This is a genomic window from Corynebacterium sp. HMSC071F07 (genome assembly GCF_001810285.1).
Taxonomy (GTDB): Bacteria; Actinomycetota; Actinomycetes; order Mycobacteriales; family Mycobacteriaceae; genus Corynebacterium; species Corynebacterium simulans.
Window position 1 is genome coordinate 39,719 of the sequence record NZ_KV800708.1, and the last position, 14,810, is coordinate 54,528.

At 58.6% G+C, this 14,810-nt stretch carries 16 protein-coding genes and 1 pseudogene; 9 read left to right on the forward strand and 8 right to left on the reverse strand.

Annotated features, from left to right (window positions below):
• Nucleotides 1-453 (forward strand): annotated as a pseudogene (locus tag HMPREF2724_RS05280) (proline iminopeptidase); the annotation flags it as partial.
• Between the two features lie 252 nt (nt 454-705).
• Nucleotides 706-1,827 (forward strand): SPFH domain-containing protein, encoded by a 1,122-nt coding sequence (locus tag HMPREF2724_RS05285; protein WP_070587514.1) that lies wholly within the window; start codon nt 706-708, stop codon nt 1,825-1,827.
• Between the two features lie 82 nt (nt 1,828-1,909).
• On the opposite strand, the gene HMPREF2724_RS05290 is transcribed toward HMPREF2724_RS05285, so the two are convergent.
• The 5 genes from HMPREF2724_RS05290 to HMPREF2724_RS13480 all read right to left on the reverse strand — a co-directional run bounded on the left by HMPREF2724_RS05290 (nt 1,910) and on the right by HMPREF2724_RS13480 (nt 8,456).
• Complete coding sequence (locus HMPREF2724_RS05290) at nt 1,910-3,583, reverse strand: ABC transporter family substrate-binding protein (RefSeq protein WP_061924361.1); 1,674 nt, start codon at nt 3,581-3,583, stop codon at nt 1,910-1,912.
• Between the two features lie 77 nt (nt 3,584-3,660).
• The gene (locus tag HMPREF2724_RS05295) at nt 3,661-5,565 is read right to left on the reverse strand and encodes an ABC transporter ATP-binding protein (protein ID WP_061924358.1); all 1,905 of its coding nucleotides are present in this window, start codon (nt 5,563-5,565) and stop codon (nt 3,661-3,663) included.
• Nucleotides 5,562-6,668: an ABC transporter permease gene (locus HMPREF2724_RS05300; RefSeq protein WP_061924355.1), complete on the reverse strand. Its 1,107-nt coding sequence runs from the start codon at nt 6,666-6,668 to the stop codon at nt 5,562-5,564. Before HMPREF2724_RS05300 ends, HMPREF2724_RS05295 begins: the two co-directional genes overlap by 4 nt.
• Nucleotides 6,669-7,652 (reverse strand): ABC transporter permease, encoded by a 984-nt coding sequence (locus tag HMPREF2724_RS05305; protein WP_061924351.1) that lies wholly within the window; start codon nt 7,650-7,652, stop codon nt 6,669-6,671. It lies immediately after the preceding gene.
• Nucleotides 7,653-7,991: 339 nt separating this feature from the next.
• Nucleotides 7,992-8,456: an HNH endonuclease family protein gene (locus tag HMPREF2724_RS13480; protein WP_371440780.1), complete on the reverse strand. Its 465-nt coding sequence runs from the start codon at nt 8,454-8,456 to the stop codon at nt 7,992-7,994.
• Nucleotides 8,457-8,840: 384 nt separating this feature from the next.
• Here HMPREF2724_RS13480 and HMPREF2724_RS05315 point away from each other — a divergent pair, with 384 nt between their 5' ends.
• From HMPREF2724_RS05315 to HMPREF2724_RS05335, 6 genes are all read left to right on the forward strand, one after another.
• Complete coding sequence (locus HMPREF2724_RS05315; protein ID WP_141741026.1) at nt 8,841-9,044, forward strand: hypothetical protein; 204 nt, start codon at nt 8,841-8,843, stop codon at nt 9,042-9,044.
• A gap of 21 nt (nt 9,045-9,065) precedes the next feature.
• Nucleotides 9,066-9,221: a hypothetical protein gene (locus tag HMPREF2724_RS12825; protein ID WP_158510293.1), complete on the forward strand. Its 156-nt coding sequence runs from the start codon at nt 9,066-9,068 to the stop codon at nt 9,219-9,221.
• 183 nt (nt 9,222-9,404) lie between these two features.
• Complete coding sequence (locus HMPREF2724_RS05320) at nt 9,405-10,397, forward strand: substrate-binding domain-containing protein (protein ID WP_070587523.1); 993 nt, start codon at nt 9,405-9,407, stop codon at nt 10,395-10,397.
• A 119-nt stretch (nt 10,398-10,516) separates the two neighbouring features.
• The gene (locus HMPREF2724_RS05325; protein WP_201040752.1) at nt 10,517-11,488 is read left to right on the forward strand and encodes an ABC transporter permease; all 972 of its coding nucleotides are present in this window, start codon (nt 10,517-10,519) and stop codon (nt 11,486-11,488) included.
• 11 nt (nt 11,489-11,499) lie between these two features.
• Entirely contained in the window at nt 11,500-12,264 is a 765-nt protein-coding gene (locus HMPREF2724_RS05330) for an ATP-binding cassette domain-containing protein (protein WP_061924336.1), read from the forward strand.
• A gap of 11 nt (nt 12,265-12,275) precedes the next feature.
• On the forward strand, nt 12,276-12,707 hold the full coding sequence (locus HMPREF2724_RS05335) for a holo-ACP synthase AcpS (RefSeq protein WP_061924333.1): 432 nt from the start codon (nt 12,276-12,278) through the stop codon (nt 12,705-12,707).
• Here HMPREF2724_RS05335 and HMPREF2724_RS05340 read toward each other — a convergent pair.
• Nucleotides 12,704-13,336: a TetR/AcrR family transcriptional regulator gene (locus HMPREF2724_RS05340; RefSeq protein WP_061924329.1), complete on the reverse strand. Its 633-nt coding sequence runs from the start codon at nt 13,334-13,336 to the stop codon at nt 12,704-12,706. The genes HMPREF2724_RS05335 and HMPREF2724_RS05340 overlap by 4 nt on opposite strands.
• 8 nt (nt 13,337-13,344) lie before the next feature.
• Nucleotides 13,345-13,815, reverse strand: coding sequence for a thioredoxin-dependent thiol peroxidase (gene bcp, locus HMPREF2724_RS05345; RefSeq protein WP_070587680.1), 471 nt, complete (start codon nt 13,813-13,815; stop codon nt 13,345-13,347).
• Between the two features lie 118 nt (nt 13,816-13,933).
• On the opposite strand from bcp, the gene HMPREF2724_RS05350 reads away from it, so the two are divergent.
• The gene (locus tag HMPREF2724_RS05350; protein WP_061924326.1) at nt 13,934-14,212 is read left to right on the forward strand and encodes a DUF3618 domain-containing protein; all 279 of its coding nucleotides are present in this window, start codon (nt 13,934-13,936) and stop codon (nt 14,210-14,212) included.
• Between the two features lie 22 nt (nt 14,213-14,234).
• Here HMPREF2724_RS05350 and HMPREF2724_RS05355 read toward each other — a convergent pair whose 3' ends face one another.
• The gene (locus tag HMPREF2724_RS05355; protein ID WP_061924443.1) at nt 14,235-14,798 is read right to left on the reverse strand and encodes an isochorismatase family protein; all 564 of its coding nucleotides are present in this window, start codon (nt 14,796-14,798) and stop codon (nt 14,235-14,237) included.
• Between the last annotated feature and the right edge of the window lie 12 nt (nt 14,799-14,810).

The window sequence follows — 14,810 nt, forward strand, 5'->3', positions numbered from 1 at the left end:
TTCCAGGGTGGGCCATTGTATGCGGCCATCCACGAATCCATTTATGGCAGTGTGGGCGGCCAGCACGTCACGGGCTGGGCGGCGCACCGCGTGCGCGAGGAGTTCCCGGAGTTTGCCGAGTCAGGCACGTGGCTGACAGGCGAGCACATCTTCCCGTGGCAGTTCGATGAGGATCCGGCGCTGCATGCGTTCAAGGATTCGGCAGAAGCGTTGGCGCAGTTTGAGTGGGATGCTGCGCCTTACGACGCCGCGGTATTGGGCAACGCTGAGGTGCAGGCCGCCGCAGCTGTCTATCTGGATGACATCTTCGTGCCCTTCGAAGAGGCGATGCAGACCGCTAGCGCCTACCGTGACCTGCGCCCAATGGTGACTAACAAGTTCCAACACAACGGAATCAGCCACGACGGCGAGGGCATTCTGGGCGACCTTTTCCACTTGGTTGATGACCACTAGAACGTCCGTTTGCGTCGGCCGGCCCCGGTCGGTCGTCGATCAGTTCCTGCGCCTGGCGGTGTCGGCACGACGCTGCATAGAGTGGAAGACGGAAAGCAGACGGCGGACTTGGCGCTCGCTGCATAGCCCCTTGTCTTATTCGGTAGCAGTTTCATTAAGTTTCTTCTTTTCTACTCGCGCACTTATTCAAGGTGTGGAAAGGTGAGGAGTAAATCAAGAATTGAATGAGGAATTGAACGAGAGGAAGAACCAATGATCGGAATGATTGTTGTTGGCGTTGTTCTGCTGGCGATTGTTTTGACCATTTTTGATGGTTATTTCATTGTCCGCACGCGAGAGGCGGCCATCGTGGAGCGCCTAGGCAAGTTCGTCACCGTGGCGCCCGCTGGCCTGCACTTCAAGCTGCCGTGGGTTGATCGCGTGCGCGACAAGATCAGCCTGCAGGTGCGCCAGCTCGATGTCATGGTGGAGACCAAGACCAAGGACAACGTCTTCGTTCAGATTCCGGTCGCCGTTCAATACGAGGTTGTTCAAGGCCGCGAGCGCGAGGCCTACTACATGCTCTCCAACCACGAACAGCAGATCGTGGCCTACGTGCAGGATAACGTTCGTTCCTCGGTTGCCAATATGGACTTGGATGATTCCTTCTCATCCAAGGACACCATCGCGCAGAACGTCGCAATTTCTTTGCGCGATAACATGGCTGCATATGGCTGGCACTTCGTAAACACCCTGGTTACCGATATTCGTCCGGATACCCGCGTGCGCGAGTCGATGAATTCCATTAACGCTGCGCAGCGTGAGCGCGAGGCGGCTATCGCACAGGCTGAGGCGGAGAAGATTCGCGTGGTTAAAGAAGCCGAGGGCGCCGCTGAGGCAAAGAAGCTGCAGGGTCGCGGTGTGGCTGAGCAGCGTAAGGAAATTGTCGAGGGTATCGCGCAGCAGTACGAGATGCTGCGTGCGGCTGGCGTTCAGGAAAACCCAGAGACCCTGATGCTGGTTTCCCAGTACCTGGACGCGATGGTCGACGTCGCCGACCGTTCTCACACTAACGTCCTTTACATGCCGTCCAACCCAGGCGGCATGCAGGATCTCTTCGGCGGCATGCGCGACGTACTGCTGTCGACTCAGGCTATTAACAACGAAGCCTCTGGTGGGCTCGACCGCGAGCAGCGCGAGCGCTTGGAGCAGCTGCGTGCGCAGAAGGCGCAGCGCGCGCAGCAGGCGGCGCGCGAGGCGCAGCAGCAAGCCCAACAGAGCGCGCAAGCTATTGAGCAGCCGCCGTACTCCGGCGGTGCACCACAGAGCAATACACCGCAGACGGCACGCCAGTATTTCGACGAGCTGCGTGACCAGCTCAAGGGCGATAACTAGGGCGATTACTAAAACAAAAAGCTGGCTCCACTCAATGACTCATTGTCAACGAGTGGAGCCAGCTTTGTTTGCGGCTGAGGCTTTACTCGGTGTAGCCGATGTCTTCGACCTCGAGTACAGCGAAGGAAGCAGCACCGAAGTTAGCTAGCTTCGGGCTGGTAGCGACCATGGCCGGGCCGTTGTAGATAGGCATGATGCCATAGGTGGACAGAGCCTCACGCTCCAGCTCGTTGCCCTTCTTGATCTGCTCGTCAGGATCTGCGATCTTGGCCAGCTCTTCGATCTTCTTATCCATCTCCGGGGTACCGGTGCCGGACTTGTTCAGCTCGGAGTCGGAGCGGTAGACCTGACCAAAGTACGCGATGCCGAATGGATCGCCGGCGGTGAACCCCATCGGGAAGATATCGAAATCCTTCTTGGTGGCGATCTCCGAGAAGTCGGAGGAAGGACGCTCTTCGACCTTCAGATCGATTCCGATGTCCTTGAGCATCTTCTGCGTTGCGGTGGCCATTGCTTTGCTAATGACGCTGTCACCTAGCAGGGTATAGCGCAGCGAGAGCTTCTTGCCGCTCTTCTCGCGGATTCCGTCGGCTCCTTCCTTCCAGCCGGCTTCTTCCAGCAGCGACTTGGCCTTTTCGGCGTCGAACTTCACGACGGCACCAACGTTGTCCTCGTAGCCCTTCTGGGTCTGATAGAGGTTGAGGGAGCCCGGCAGCTCTTCCTTGTAACCGTTGAGACCGTTGAAGCGAATGGCTGCCAACTGGGAGCGATCGATGCCGGTCAACACTGCCTCGCGGACCTTGATGTCCTTCAGCATCTCGTTGCCAGAGTTCAAAACAATCAGGGAGTTAGAAGGCATCATTGCGGTGCGGATCTCAATGTCATTCATGTCCTTAACCGCAGCTAGGCGATCCTTATTGCCCACGCCGGTGGCGTCGATTTCGCCTGCCTTGAAGGCATTGATGGAAGCTTGGTCTTCCATCTGGCGGTAGGTGACTTTGTCCAGGAATGGCTTGTCACCCCACCACTTTTCGTTTGGCACGAAGGAAACCGTGCCACCGACGAAGTCGACGTTGTCGACCTTGAACGGGCCAGCACCCCACTCTGGGCGCAGCTTGCCCAGGTATGCCTTGTTGAACTTCTCTGCGGAGTCGACCTGCGGAGGAAGCAAGAAGTTGAACAGGCCCTGCCACCATGGGTATGCATGCTTGTAGGTGACCACAGCTTGCTTGTCGGTCTTGCCCTTGGTCACAGATTCGATGAGCTCGTAACCTTCGGTGCTGGAGACATTGAGGGACTCGTCCTCGCCGTTGTTGTACTTCCAGGTGTGCTCGAAGGACTTCCAGTCAATCGGCGTGCCGTCGTTGTACTGGGCCTTGTCATGGATGGTGTAGGTGATGACGGTCTTGCCGTCCTTCTCCTCTTCTTTGATGTCGGTGATGTAGTCGTTGTTGGGGTGGAACTCACCGGAGCCGTCGAAAAGCCCGATTTGCGGGTTGTAGTACTTCCACACATCGCTGGTATACCGGGTGCCGTCAGCCTGGAATGGGTTTTCCTGCTGGGAAATCTCATCCAGTGCCAGGCGAAGTTCGCCGCCTTCCTTCAGCTCGGAGCGGTCCTTTGGGTTGTAGGAACCGTTGAGCTTGACGTCGATGGCTTCGCCCGAGGAGCCTGAATCGCTGCTAGAGCAGCCGGAGATGACGAGAGCGGAGGCAGTGATGACCGCCAAAGTAGCATTACGGAGCTTAAGGTTCATGGTTCGAATCTTCCTTGTGAGAGGGGGAGGAATTACAAAGAGATGAAATATTAAGTTTTAGGTCGAGCGTGGGGTTTCTAGGAGGCATGTTCCTCGTAGATCACCCGCTTGCGGTTGCGTTCCACGGCAGGATCCGGGATAGGGATAGCGGACAGCAGCGCCTTGGTATATGCGTGCTGCGGGTTATCGAAGACCTCGTCGGTGGCGCCGTATTCCACGAAGTCGCCCTTGTACATGACGGCGACTTTGTCGGAAAGATTGCGCACCACGGATAGGTCGTGAGCTACGAAGACCAGGGAGATGCCCAGGCGGTTCTTCAGGTCATGCAGCAGATTGATGATGCCGGCCTGGATGGACACGTCCAGAGCAGAAACAGGCTCGTCGAGGACGATGATTGACGGGCTTGTAGCCAGTGCGCGGGCCAGGCCGATGCGCTGACGCTGACCGCCAGAGAAGTGCCCCGGGAAGCGGTCTACTTGATGAGATTCCAAGCCGACGAGCTTCATTAGCTCGCTCACACGCTTGCCGACGTCGCCTTCGTAACCCAACGATTCCAGTGGTTCCGCGATGATCTCGCGGATTGTCATGCGCGGGTTCAGCGAGCTCATTGGGTCCTGGAAGACGATCTGGATGTCTTTACGCAGGCTGCGGCGAGCTGAGCTGCTAAGACCGGAGGTGTCGGTGCCGTTAACAACGATGGTGGAACCCTTAGGTGGGTTAAGATCCATGATTTCCAGCAGGGTGGTGGTCTTGCCGGAACCGGATTCGCCCACGATGGCGAAGCACTCGCCCTGGTGCACTGTGAAGCTGATGTTGTTGACCGCATGCACGGTGCCCACGCGACGCTTGAGGATGGCGCCCTTGATGAGCGGGAATTCCTTGACGAGGTTTTCTACCTCTAGGGTCACGGGGCGCTCGTCATACGGGGTATCGCCTAGGGCATCGGGGGAAATCTGTGGCAGCGGGTACATTCGCTCGCCACCGATGCTGCCCTGATTGATCTCATCGGAACGCAGGCAAGCAGCGGCGTGCTGCGGGGCGTCGTCAAGCGCGCGCAATTCAGGCTCCTGCTTCCAGCAGCCTTCCTGTGCCACGGGGCAGCGGGCAGCAAACGAGCATTCCGGCACAATCTCGATTAGGCGCGGCGGGGTGCCGTTGATGGGCACCAGCGGCTCGTCGCTTGACTTGTCCACGCGCGGGGTAGAACCGAGTAGTCCCACTGTGTAAGGCATCTTGGGGTTGGTAAAGATGGTGTCTACGTCGCCATATTCGACGGCGCGGCCAGCGTACATTACGAGGACATCGTCAGCAGTGCCCGCCACAACGCCCATGTCGTGGGTAATCATGATGACCGCTGCTCCGGTTTCGCGTTGGGCGACCTTGAGCACCTCAAGAATCTGCGCTTGGATGGTGACGTCGAGAGCGGTGGTTGGCTCGTCGGCGATGATGACTTTGGGGTTGTTGGCCATCGCGATAGCGATGACCACGCGCTGGCGCATACCGCCGGAGAATTCATGCGGGAAGGACTTGATGCGCTTTTCAGGCTCAGGGATACCCACCAAATCCAGAAGGCGGATGGCCTCTTGCTCGGCTTCCTTATCCGATAGTGAGCGGTGAATCTGGATGGCTTCCTTGAGCTGGTCACCGATGGAAAAGACGGGAGTCAGCGAAGAGAGTGGATCCTGGAAAATCATGGCGATGTCTTGGCCACGGATTTCGGACATCTTTTTGTCGGACATTCCGATGAGCTCAGTACCCTTGAATTTTACGGAGCCTTCCACCTTGGCGTATTCAGGCAGCAAGCCCATCACCGCCATGGAGGTCACAGATTTGCCGGAGCCGGACTCACCGACAATGGCGAGGGTGCGGCCAGGCAGAAGATCGAAGTTGACGCCACGCACGGCGTGGACCGAACCTGCCTCAGAAGGGAAGGTGACGGCGAGGTCGCGGACTTGCAGCAATGGGGTAGTAGGCGTTGTCATGCTCGGCCTCCGGAGTTCGAGTTGGGGTCAATGGCATCGCGCAGGCCATCCGCGATGAATGCCATGGACACAGTGAGTAGGGTCAGCACGCCCGCTGGGAAGTAGAACTGCCAAGGCGAAGATTCGACGGCGTTGGCGCCGACGGAAAGCAGCGTGCCCAAAGAGACGTCGGGAAGCTTCACGCCCAAACCCAAGAAGGACAGTGCTGTTTCTGACATGACGGTGCTCACGACGCCCAGTGCGAACTGGATGATGAGCAGCGATCCGATGTTGGGCACGATGTGGCGAACGATGGTGCGAAAGCGCGATACGCCCATGTAGTCGGCCGCTCGCACGTAGTCGTTTTCGCGCACGGACAGCGCCATCGCCCAAATAACACGGGCGGGGTACATCCAGCCAAAGGCGATGAGGACCACGATGAGCAGCTTCCAGTCGCCGCCGGAGTCTGCCACCACGAGGGCGATGAGCAGGAAGGTCGGGATGGCGAGCAAGAAGTGGATAATAGCCAGAATCGCCTTTTCGATGTGTCCGCCGTACATGGCTGCGGCCGCGCCGATGAGTGCCGAAAGGACGGTCGTGGCAATGGAGACGACCAACGCGATGATGAGCGATCGGCCCAGACCGTGCACGGTTTGGGCGAAGAGGTCGTTGCCGGAATCGGTGGTGCCAAACCAGTGCTCCGGCGAAGGCCCTGTGGCGAGGTTCAAGAAGTCAGGCTCGTCGAAAGGCCACTTGGCAACAAGGCCGCCGAAAAGAGACAGCAAGGTTAGAAGCAGGAAGATGATTGCGCCGATTAAAGCGAACTTGTTGCGGAAGAAGCGCCGCGTGTACAGCTTCAGCTTCGACGTGCCGCGGAATACCTCTTCCTTTTCGTCTCCGTCGTTGCCTGTGAATTGGCGGCGTTGGGCGTCATCGACGTCAACACCGGAAGCCAGTGCAGATTGGGCGCTTGGCTCCGAGGCCATGCTGAAGTCGGCCGTGGCGGTGTGTGGGCGAACACCGAGGTTATCCGCCGCGGAGTCGATAGCGAGGTCGTTGCGGCGATGGCGTTCTGGGTGGCGTGCCGAAGCGCGAGGAGTCGTGGACTTTTTCTCTGGGGACATTTAGCTCACCCTCACTCGTGGGTCGAGTGCTACAACGACGAGGTCAGCAAGAATTGCAGAGAATGCAATCATCACTGCGCCGAAGGCGGCGACCGCGGTGGTGCCGTTGACGTCGTTGCGGCTGATGGTTTCGATGAAGTACTGGCCCATGCCTTTCCACGCGAAGATCTGCTCGGTCATGATCGCGCCAGTGAAGATTCCAGGCACAGAGAAAGCAACTGACGTTGCCACCGGGATGATCGAGGTTCTTAGTGCGTGCTTGCGGATGGCTTGAGCACGGGTTAGCCCTTTCGCGCGGGCAGTGCGAACGTAGTCGGCATTGAGGTTGTCCAGCAGGAGAGTGCGCTGCATCATGTGGTAGCCGGCGTAGCTGATGACGACCAGGGCGATGGTGGGCAGGATGAGGTGCTGGGCGTAGTCGATCAGCTTGGGGATAAAACCAGTGGTGTCCGGAATAGCAGAGCCAGTGACGTAGACGATGCGGTGCCCAGTCACACGGTTTAGCCACAGGCCACCTGCGACCACCAAGATAGAAGCGACAACGACGTGGGTGTTCATCGTGATGATGGATATGCCCTGCCATACGCGGTCGGCAGCCTTGTACTGGCGCGCAGCGGTGTAGACGCCCAAAGCAACACCGATGACAACAGAAAGCACGGTTGCTAGGAGGAGAAGCTGGGCAGACACGAGCGCACGGTGGCCGATTTGGGCGCTGACTGGGTCTCCCAAAGGGGAGCTGCCCCAGTCCCAGTGGAACAAAATCCCACTAAACCAGTTCCACCAGCGCTCGAGGAGGGGTGTTTCTGGGTCGAGGCCCAATGGCTGGAGGATATTGGAGATTTCTTCTGGCCGAAGAGGCGGGTTACGGCCAATGTAATTGGAACGCGGATCAAGGAATGTGGCCGCGAGAAGGTAAGCGATGTTGGTCGCGAGGAAGATAACTAGCAACCAGCTAGCGGTCTTCTTCAGGATGTATTTGAACATCGGGTTTTCCGTTCGCAGAGTCGACAGTTGAGAGTTGCGTCTTTGAGTCCCTCGACACACATGGGAGAAAATGTGACTTGGCTATCAATTTCGCTGACGTTGATACTAGGAAATTGGAAAAGGGTTGGCCGCCTATTTGCCCAATTTTTTAAAGTTTGGGGGTAAAACTTATTAGCCCCGGATTGTATTTATTCCAGGGCATGATATCGGCCGTTGCTTTGCTTGGGTGCTCACGTTTCCCGCGGCATACAGGCTTATTGTCTAAAAGGTGTGCCCTATTTTAGGGTCAAACTATGCGCAAAATATGCAGATTCATGGCAGGTAGAATGTGGGGGTAGCTCAAGGGCAGGTAGCTAGCTGGCTAGCTAGGGCGTCATGTTCGGCCTGTGTTACCCACAGTCCGTAGATAGCTTTAACTTCAATGATTTTCTGCGCGTAGGTGCAGCGGTATTCCTTGCTTGGCGGCAGCCAGGTTGCTGCGTCGCCTGCGGATTTCTGCTGATTAAGTGGGCCGTCGACCGCGAGGAGGTTGCGCGGGTCGTTGGCAAAGTCGCGGCGCTTTTCTGGTGACCATTCTTGGGCGCCTTTTTGCCAGGCGTCGGCAAGCGGCACGATGTGATCAATCTGTACCAACTCGGAGGTGCCTTGCCCGCGCTGGAAGCTGATCTCAGTGTCGGAATAGGGATCGTGCAGCGTACCTGTCAGGACCACGCAGTCATGAGTGTTTTCTTTGAGCGTGATATCTACGAGGTCACGGCGCAGAATGTCGTTTCGCGTATCGCAGCCGTTGTGGCCAAATTCCACTGTGACATCGTCAGACCACGCCTGCCCGAACTGCTCACGTTCGTAGTCAGTCTTTGGCGCGCGGCCCTTAACCGGCAGAGCGTTGAGCTGTTCTGATGCTGGATTTGGTGCAGGTGTCGCAGGGGGTTCGGGTGCTGCCGAAGCTGCGTCTGAAGCTGTTGCTGGAGCCGGTGCCGTGGGGTTGTTGGGTATATTGTCCAGACTATCGTTTGCAGTGGTTGTGGGCGCAGTCGCTGAGGTGGACGAAGTCGGGGCGTCGAGAGTTGCGCCAAAGATGACGAGAGCTACGACGATGAGGTTGAGGATGCCGACTATGTAGTACGGGCGAAAGGGGAGCGGGCTGCCATGATGGGGATGATTTTAGCGGCTAGACTGGCGCCGGTAATGAGTATCGATAGGTTCTTTGATGAATACACGCAACAGCGCGGGATTGTCCGCAGTGCGCTTGTGGTTCCGGCGAGTGCATGCGAGATTTATGCAGAGGTAGAGCCCGAAGGTCCTGCCGGGGAAGGCGTGCGCCGGGGCCAATCGCGCGTGGAACTAAAGCGTGCTGAAGAGCTAGTTTCCCAGTTCTTGGGTGATTTCTAGCCGCATTTCACAGGCGAACGCTTGGTCAACCACCTAGACGGCGAACCCTTCGCGCTGTCATTTTCAGGCCAGGGCTATGCCTGGCTTCCCAATCTGCAGGCGGAAGAGGTCCTCGAGCCACTCGCAGACGATCTCGCCGCCGCCCAGGTTGGTGTGCTTAGCCCTGGGAAAGGATAAAAACCTTTAGGACCGCGGTTTAGGGAGGGCACCCCAGCTTGTGGGGTAGCCCTCTTCTTGTGTGTCGTTCGCGCAAAACGGGGGTGAAATTCGCCGCGAAAGTGCCAGCGTGTTCCGTCTGAAACGATAAAGATGCAGGTCATGGGGTTTGAGTAGCTGCTTGCGGTGGGGCACTATGCAAGAGTGAAGTTCAACGTTAAAGCAAACAAGATTGTGGGAACTGTGGCTTTGGTAGTCGCACTTGGGGGATGTTCGGCTACTGGTGGTGCCCCGCGTGCTGACGAAGAAGGCGGCCTCGCCGGGGGAGTGGACACCGAGCGCATCGTGGTGTCGATGATCTCCCACGGCGCCCCCGGTGATACCTACTGGGACTTGGTCCGCAAGGGCGCCGAGGACGCTGCCAAGAAAGACAACATCGAGCTGCGCTACTCCTCCGACCCGCAGGCACAGAACCAGGCTAACCTCGTCCAATCCGCCATCGATTCCGGCGTCGACGGCATCGCCGTAACCATGCCGAACGCGGGCGCCATCGGCCCAGTGGCCAAGAAAGCTTCCGAGGCTGGAATTCCCACCGTCGGCCTGAACGCCGGCATGGATGAGTATCAAAAGTACGGCATGAGCGCCTTCTTTGGTCAAGAAGAAAAGGTTGCTGGCAACAAGGCGGGCGAGCGCCTGAAATCCCAGGGCGCGAAGCACACGCTGTGCGTTATCCACGAGCAAGGCAACAAGTCCCAGGAGGACCGCTGCGCGGGTCTCAAGAAGGGGCAGGGCAGCAAGGTGGAACTGCTCTACGTCAACGGTCAGGATCTCACCGCCGCGCAGTCCACGCTGAACGCGAAGCTCGCTCAGGATAAGTCCATCGATTGGGTCATGGCGCTCCAGGCGCCCGTCGCGCTTCGCGCGGTCGACGCTATTGCCGACGCCGGTGCATCCGCCAAGGTCGCCACCTTCGATACCAACGCTGAGCTTGTCGACGCCATCGCCCAAGGCGACGTCGCCTGGGCCGTGGATCAGCAGCCTTATATGCAGGGCTACCTCGCAGTTGATGCGCTGTGGCTTGCGCACCGCAATGGTTCGACCGTCGGCGGTGGACGCCCGGTCTATACCGGCCCATCCTTCGTTGACGAGAACAACGTCGACGTGATTTCTGAATCTGCGAAGGAAGGCCTGCGATGACAGTTCGGACCACGCAAGTAGCAAACACCGCGGCTAAAGATGCGGCAAAGGGTGAGGAAAATACGGCGTCGCCAAGCGCGGATGGAAGGCTGCACAAGCGCAGCCTGGGTACGAGAATCATGCGCCGCCCCGAGCTGGCCAGCGTGCTCGGCGCGCTCGTCATCTTCGCGCTGTTTATGGCAGTCGCGCCCTCGTTCCGCTCGATGGAGGCCTTCTCCACGGTGCTCTATGCCAGCTCCACGCTCGGCATCGTCGCGCTCGCCGTGGGTCTTTTGATGATTGGTAACGAGTTTGACTTATCGTCCGGCGTTGCCGTAACCACTGCGGCGCTGGTGGCCACCATGCTCAACTACAACCTGCACCTAAACTCCTGGGTAGGCGCGGGGCTCTCGCTGCTGGTCGCGCTTTCCATCGGTGCCTTAAATGGCCTGCTTGTGGTGCACACGAAGATTGATTCCTTCCTTATCACTCTCGCTGCTTTCCTAATGTTGCAAGGCTTAAACCTCGCAGTGACGAAGCTGATTACCGGCCAGGTTGCCACCCCGTCCATTGCGGATATGGAGGGCTTTCCCACAGCGCAGACCATATTCGCCGGGACCATCCACATCGGTACACTCAGCATTCGTGCCACCGTCTTGTGGTGGATTTTCTTCGTGGCGCTGGCCTCCTTCGTGCTGTACAAGACCCGCTTTGGTAACTGGGTCTTTGCCGTCGGCGGCGATGCAGAAGCAGCGCGCGCGGTAGGCGTTCCGGTGCGCCGCGTGAAGGTGATTTTGTTTATGCTCGTCGGCTTCGCCGCATGGTTCGTCGGCATGCATACCCTCTTTGCCTTTGACTCCATCCAGGCGGGCCAAGGCATTGGTAACGAGTTCCTCTACATCATCGCGGCCGTCATCGGCGGCTGCTCCATGACTGGCGGGCGCGGTACGGCCGTGGGCACCGCTATTGGTGCAGTCATTTTCGGCATGACCAACCAAGGCATCGTGTATGCCGGCTGGAACCCGGACTGGTTCAAGTTCTTCCTCGGCGCCATGTTGCTGTTTGCGGTGCTGACCAATAGTTCCGTGGCTAATTTCAACAAGCGAAAGTAGGGCAGACCATCATGACTACTACAGCTATTGAGCTGCGTGAGATTGAGCAAACATTCGGCAACTTTCAGGCGCTGCGCGGGATTTCCATGAAACTGGTCCCTGGCACGGTCACGTGCGTGCTGGGCGATAACGGCGCCGGCAAGTCCACGCTGATAAAAATTTTGTCCGGCCTGAACACTCCAACAGGCGGGCAGCTGCTTGTCGACGACGCGCCCACCACCTTCTCTAACCCCCGCGACGCGTTGGACGCGGGCATTGCCACCGTCTATCAAGACTTGGCACTTGTGCCGCAGCTTTCGGTTTGGCGTAACTTCTTCTTAGGCCAAGAGCTCACGGGCCGTTTCGGCGGCCTGCAGGAGAATAAGATGCGCGCCATCGCCCGCGAGCAGCTGGCGCAGATGGGCGTGGAGCTGCCCGACATCGACGTCGAGTTGGAGGCGCTTTCCGGCGGGCAGCGCCAGGTGGTCGCGATTGCCCGCGCCATCTACTTCGGCGCGCGCTACATCGTGCTGGACGAGCCGACTGCGGCACTAGGCGTCAAGCAATCCGGCATGGTGCTGCGCTTTATCGCGGCGGCCAAGCAGCGCGGCATGGGCGTGGTCTTTATTACCCACAACCCGCAGCACGCTTACCTGGTGGGAGATCGCTTCGTGGTCTTGAACCTTGGCGAGGTGGCACTGAACGCTGACAAGGCCGACGCGAGCGTCGAAGAGCTGACGAAGTGGATGGCCGGTGGCGCAGAGATGGAAACCCTCAAGGCGGAGTTGGCCAGCTAGAATAAGCGGCCATGAGCCAAGCAACCTTCGCCGTGGGCACGGACCTCGTTTGTATCTCCGAGTTTGCCCAGCAGCTGGAGCTGCCAGGCACTCGCTTCGAGGGCGTCTTTAGCCCCACGGAGTTGCGCGTGGCAGCGACGAAGCCGAGTCCACAGCGCCGCGCTGAGCATTTGGCCGGACGCTGGGCGGCAAAGGAAGCCTTCATCAAAGCGTGGTCGCAGGCCCTCTATGGGCGCCCGCCGGTGCTTGCGGAAGATGAGGTGCGTTGGGCAGAAATTGAGGTCCAGCCCGATGCCTGGGGCAGGGTAGCTATCTCGCTTAAAGGCGCAATCCGCGAGCGCGCCGCAGCCAGCCTGGGCCAGTTTTTCACCTCGCTGAGCATTAGCCACGATGGTGATTACGCCACTGCGACGGTGCTGCTGCAGATTGCTTCAGCTGGTTAGCTCGTCGCTACAGCGAAGAGATAGGCGATGAGCATGCGCTTGATTTCGCGCACGACGTCATCAAAGCTCTCTGGCTCCCCCGAAGCCGCGTAATTGAGCATGGAGACCACCGTGTGCACCAAGAAACCGGAAAGTTCGATGCGTTCGTCATAGCTCATCTGCTGGGCAAGCGGCTCCAAGATATCCGCCAAGGGCTTGAGCATCTGCAGCTCGGTATCGGCGGCGGTAGCGCGGGTGGCAGGGGTGGATTGCACCGCATGCCAGACTGCCCGGCGCGAAGGATCCTCACGCCACATACGGGCCAGATGGTCGATGAACTCGTCCAAGAAATCCGGCCACTGCAGGGCCGGGACATGCTCGGAGAAGCGGCGGATTTCCTCCAGGTTGCCCGCGGTATCTTGGCGGTCTAGTTCGCAGATGAGCACGTATTTATTGGCGAAGAACTGATACAGCGTGCCGATGGGAACCTCGGCGCGCCGGGAGACTTCGTCGAAGGTGAAGGACTCAAAGCCGACGTCGACAAGCACGCTTCGCGCAGCCTTGAGGATTCGATTGAACTTCTCGCGGCTGCGTGCTTGGGCGGGGCGCCGGCGGGGAACCAGCAGCTCTGTGTCCTGCTTAGTGCTCATCTGTTTGTTTAGGAAAGACCCTTCATCCCGCGAGCCACGTGGCCGGTGGCCTTGACGTTGTAGAGTGCCTGGACGATGGTGCCATCGGCCTCGACCAAGAAGGTGGAGCGGATAACGCCCTGGACTACCTTGCCGTAGTTCTTCTTCTCACCAAATGCGCCGTATGCGCTCATGACCTTTTTGTCAGGATCTGAAAGCAGCGGGAAGTTCAGCTCGTGGTCTGCGCGGAACTTGGCCAAGGCCTCCGGCTTATCAGGGGAGATGCCAACGACGGCAATGTCTAGACCATTGAGCTGCTCGAAAGCATCCCGGAAGTCACAAGCCTCCTTGGTACAACCCGGGGTATTAGCGCGCGGGTAGAAGTACACAAGCACGCGCTTTCCTGCGTAATCGCTAAGGCTGACGGAGTTGCCTTCGTCATCGCTCAAAGTAAAGGTGGGGGCAGTATCTCCGATTTCCAAACGCTTTGCTTCAGTCATGCCCTCAACCATACCGTGCACACCGGCGGGCAAACACTGTAGACTTATTCTTTGATTGACTCGGTGGAAGCTGAGCCATTAACGCCATAAATGCGAAAACAAATTCAGGAGTTACAACGTGGCACGCGACATTAACGACATTCAGCGCGACATCGAGCGCACCCGCCGCCAGCTGGCTAGCACCCTCGACGAGCTCGCGGATCGCAGCAAGCCGCAGAACTTGGTTGATGACGCAAAGGGCGCCGCAACCGAGAAGCTGCAGGACCGCAACGTACAGATGGCACTCGCCGGCGTTGGCGCAGCAGTAGCTGGCCTTATCGCTTTTTCTGTATTCCGTTCCAAGCGTCGCAAGAACGACCTGAAGGAACTGCAGCGCCTGCTCGCTGAGCGCCGCTAACTCGGCGCGGATTTAACCGCTTTTAGCTGACCTTTGCCCCTGCCTCTAGCAGTTCGGCAAAGGTCTTTTTTGCGCGCTCTTCGCTCACCGGCGCGCAGTAATTTTCTAGAACGTTGACGCCAAAGCCCTCTTTTAATGCATCGAGAGCGGTGGCGCGCACGCAGTGATCGGTGGCAATCCCCACGATGTCGAGGCCCTTTACGCCACGGTCGCGCAGCCACTGCGCGAGGCTTGCTCCATCGTCGGTGCACTCGGCCTCAAAGCCGGAGTAGGCAGCGGTGTAGGCGCCTTTGTGGAAGTAGGCGTCGATGGGGGCGTCGGCAAGCGCAGCGTGCATGGCCGCACCCTGGCTGTCTGCAACGCAATGCACAGGCCAGGTATCGATGAAATCCGGCTCGGTGGCAAAGTGCCCCTCCGGCTCGATGTGCCAATCCTGCGTAGCCACGACGACGTCATACGACGCTTCACGCACAAGCTTTGCGATGCCGCGGGCTACCGCATCACCGCGACTCGTTGCGAGGGCTCCGCCGGGGCAGAAGTCATTTTGTACGTCCACAATCACAAGAACCTGAGGAGTGCTGTTCATGCGGGCCAGCAT

Excerpts from the sequence above, each read along its gene's own strand:
- HMPREF2724_RS05285 (WP_070587514.1), top strand. The coding sequence starts at position 706 with ATGATCGGAATGATTGTTGTTGGCGTTGTTCTGCTGGCGATTGTTTTG.
- HMPREF2724_RS05290 (WP_061924361.1), bottom strand. The coding sequence starts at position 3,583 with ATGAACCTTAAGCTCCGTAATGCTACTTTGGCGGTCATCACTGCCTCC.
- HMPREF2724_RS05295 (WP_061924358.1), bottom strand. The coding sequence starts at position 5,565 with ATGACAACGCCTACTACCCCATTGCTGCAAGTCCGCGACCTCGCCGTC.
- HMPREF2724_RS05300 (WP_061924355.1), bottom strand. The coding sequence starts at position 6,668 with ATGTCCCCAGAGAAAAAGTCCACGACTCCTCGCGCTTCGGCACGCCAC.
- HMPREF2724_RS05305 (WP_061924351.1), bottom strand. The coding sequence starts at position 7,652 with ATGTTCAAATACATCCTGAAGAAGACCGCTAGCTGGTTGCTAGTTATC.
- HMPREF2724_RS05315 (WP_141741026.1), top strand. The coding sequence starts at position 8,841 with ATGAGTATCGATAGGTTCTTTGATGAATACACGCAACAGCGCGGGATT.
- HMPREF2724_RS05325 (WP_201040752.1), top strand. The coding sequence starts at position 10,517 with ATGCGCCGCCCCGAGCTGGCCAGCGTGCTCGGCGCGCTCGTCATCTTC.
- HMPREF2724_RS05330 (WP_061924336.1), top strand. The coding sequence starts at position 11,500 with ATGACTACTACAGCTATTGAGCTGCGTGAGATTGAGCAAACATTCGGC.
- HMPREF2724_RS05335 (WP_061924333.1), top strand. The coding sequence starts at position 12,276 with ATGAGCCAAGCAACCTTCGCCGTGGGCACGGACCTCGTTTGTATCTCC.
- HMPREF2724_RS05340 (WP_061924329.1), bottom strand. The coding sequence starts at position 13,336 with ATGAGCACTAAGCAGGACACAGAGCTGCTGGTTCCCCGCCGGCGCCCC.
- bcp (WP_070587680.1), bottom strand. The coding sequence starts at position 13,815 with ATGACTGAAGCAAAGCGTTTGGAAATCGGAGATACTGCCCCCACCTTT.
- HMPREF2724_RS05355 (WP_061924443.1), bottom strand. The coding sequence starts at position 14,798 with ATGAACAGCACTCCTCAGGTTCTTGTGATTGTGGACGTACAAAATGAC.